This is a genomic window from Nostoc sp. 2RC (genome assembly GCF_014222165.1).
In the GTDB taxonomy this organism is placed as follows: domain Bacteria; phylum Cyanobacteriota; class Cyanobacteriia; order Cyanobacteriales; family Nostocaceae; genus Nostoc; species Nostoc linckia.
The window spans coordinates 1-1,796 of record NZ_JACKZU010000665.1 but is presented as its reverse complement, the minus strand read 5'-3'; the positions used below and the strand labels follow the sequence as shown (position 1 = coordinate 1,796).

Sequence of the window (1,796 nt, the reverse complement as noted above, 5' to 3'; positions counted from 1 at the left end):
GGATTAAGGGGTGGGGTTTTTCGGGTTTAATAAGTAATCAAGCGGACATGATATTACAACTGGCGCTCGCGCTCTAGGCTTTAATGTCAAGGATGGAGATATCATGCCTGTAGAAGAATTTCCGGCACCCTTTAACAAGTTAAGTGGCGATCATCTAGAAAATTTACTCTGCATCTACAAAGCTGTGTTAGCTGATTCTTCAGCCGAGGTAGGTAAAACTTGCATTCGCCCAAAAACAAATTCTTCTTGTATTAAGAAAAAAGGCTGCTCTTAAAATGCTAATAATAAAAGGGTTTGAGTCTGTCTAATTGCTAGCAGCCTCCGGTTTGTTCCCTTTAATTGCTATGCCTATTCTACAAATCGGTCAAACCAGCATCCCCTACACTGTGCGCTATAGTAAGCGCACCAAAAACCAGCGCATCATCGTTACTCCTGAAGCTGTAGAAGTTGTCGCACCACCCGATACTCCCTCGGAAAAAATTACCGCTTTTCTCGATAGCAAACGGCGCTGGCTATTTAATGCTGTAGAAGATTGTCGCCCAAAGCATCCCCCAGAAATTACCCAGCGTTATGTAAGTGGGGCAAAAGTGATGTATCGGGGACGGCGCTTAATGTTGCAGGTGGAGTCAGCCGATGTAGAACAGGTAATGATTACTTGCAAAAGCCGCTTTTACATCCAAGTACCACACCATTTGACTACAGATGAACAACAGAATGCAATTGAGCAGGCTTTGATTGCTTGGAAACGCGATCGCATTTTACAGGACATTCAGCATTTCGCCAGAGTTTATGCCCGTAAGTTAGGTGTCAAGCCAGTCGATATTAAACTTTCCGAACAAAAACGGATTTGGGGAAGCTGTGGCCAAGACAAGATAATCCGCATCAACTGGCAATTAATTGATGCTCCTGTAGCGGTTCTGGAATATGTAGTTGCTCATGAATTAGTCCATTTATTACACCGTCATCACGGTGATGCCTTTTGGGAAGCGCTAGGTACTGTAATGCCAGATTGGAGAGAACGTAAGATTACTCTGGAGTCATGGGAAGCTGATTGGCTGCCATCTTAGCTGAAAATTTTTATAAAAATTAACAATGACTTACGGAAAGTGTAACTTAAGGGATAATCTGGCCGGAATTAAAGGATAAAGTGCCCGCTCTTAAAACCCGGAATGCTTATTTTTACATTGCCCTACTTTGGCTATACTTTACAAGCGATTGCACTCAATTCTCTCAAATCCGCTTCTATCATAGGTTCTGTCCTTAGGCTACTTTATACTTGAAAAACAGCCACATTATCCTTTAACGGGTATCGAACTGTTGCGTGTTGCCTATTCCCTGTTTACTTTTAAAGTTTTACAAGGCTTTCTGGATTTGGAACTGTTGCGAAATTCTAGTGAATGCCCAACACTTCCATTGATTTTTCCAGTACTTCTTTAGGACGAAATGGTTTAGTCAAATATAAATCTGCACCAACTTCGATTCCCTTTTGTTTATCAAATTCTTGTCCCTTAGCTGTCAAAATTATGATGTGAATGTCAGTCATTTGCAATTCGTGTTTGACAATCTGACAAACTTTCAGGCCATTCATTTTAGGCATCATCACATCGAGAAAAACCAGGTTTGGTTTTTCAGTTTTAATCATCTCCAGAGCTTCTTCACCATTTTTAGCAGTTAAAAGTTCCACTCCCTCATCTTCTAAATCTTCTAGGGCTTGTTCCATCAAAGTCAAGATATTGGGTTCATCGTCAACAATCAGAATTTTTTGAGTCATAGGATTGGGGTATGGGGCATGGGGC

At 41.4% G+C, this 1,796-nt stretch carries 3 protein-coding genes; 2 read left to right on the top strand and 1 reads right to left on the bottom strand.

Going from position 1 to position 1,796, the window contains the following annotated elements:
* The first annotated feature begins 103 nt into the window (after positions 1-103).
* Both GNE10_RS34285 and GNE10_RS34280 read left to right on the top strand, forming a co-directional pair.
* Complete coding sequence (locus GNE10_RS34285) at positions 104-274, top strand: hypothetical protein (RefSeq protein ID WP_185570475.1); 171 nt, start codon at positions 104-106, stop codon at positions 272-274.
* 70 nt (positions 275-344) lie between these two features.
* Complete coding sequence (locus GNE10_RS34280; RefSeq protein ID WP_185570474.1) at positions 345-1,067, top strand: M48 family metallopeptidase; 723 nt, start codon at positions 345-347, stop codon at positions 1,065-1,067.
* A gap of 323 nt (positions 1,068-1,390) precedes the next feature.
* On the opposite strand, the gene GNE10_RS34275 is transcribed toward GNE10_RS34280, so the two are convergent.
* Positions 1,391-1,771 carry a response regulator transcription factor gene (locus GNE10_RS34275; protein ID WP_099068086.1) on the bottom strand — a complete coding sequence of 127 codons (381 nt, stop codon included), beginning with the start codon at positions 1,769-1,771 and terminating at the stop codon, positions 1,391-1,393.
* Between the last annotated feature and the right edge of the window lie 25 nt (positions 1,772-1,796).

What these genes read in the sequence shown, in the direction of transcription:
- GNE10_RS34275 (WP_099068086.1), bottom strand. Translation starts at nt 1,771, where the DNA reads ATGACTCAAAAAATTCTGATTGTTGACGATGAACCCAATATCTTGACT.
- GNE10_RS34285 (WP_185570475.1), top strand. Translation starts at nt 104, where the DNA reads ATGCCTGTAGAAGAATTTCCGGCACCCTTTAACAAGTTAAGTGGCGAT.
- GNE10_RS34280 (WP_185570474.1), top strand. Translation starts at nt 345, where the DNA reads ATGCCTATTCTACAAATCGGTCAAACCAGCATCCCCTACACTGTGCGC.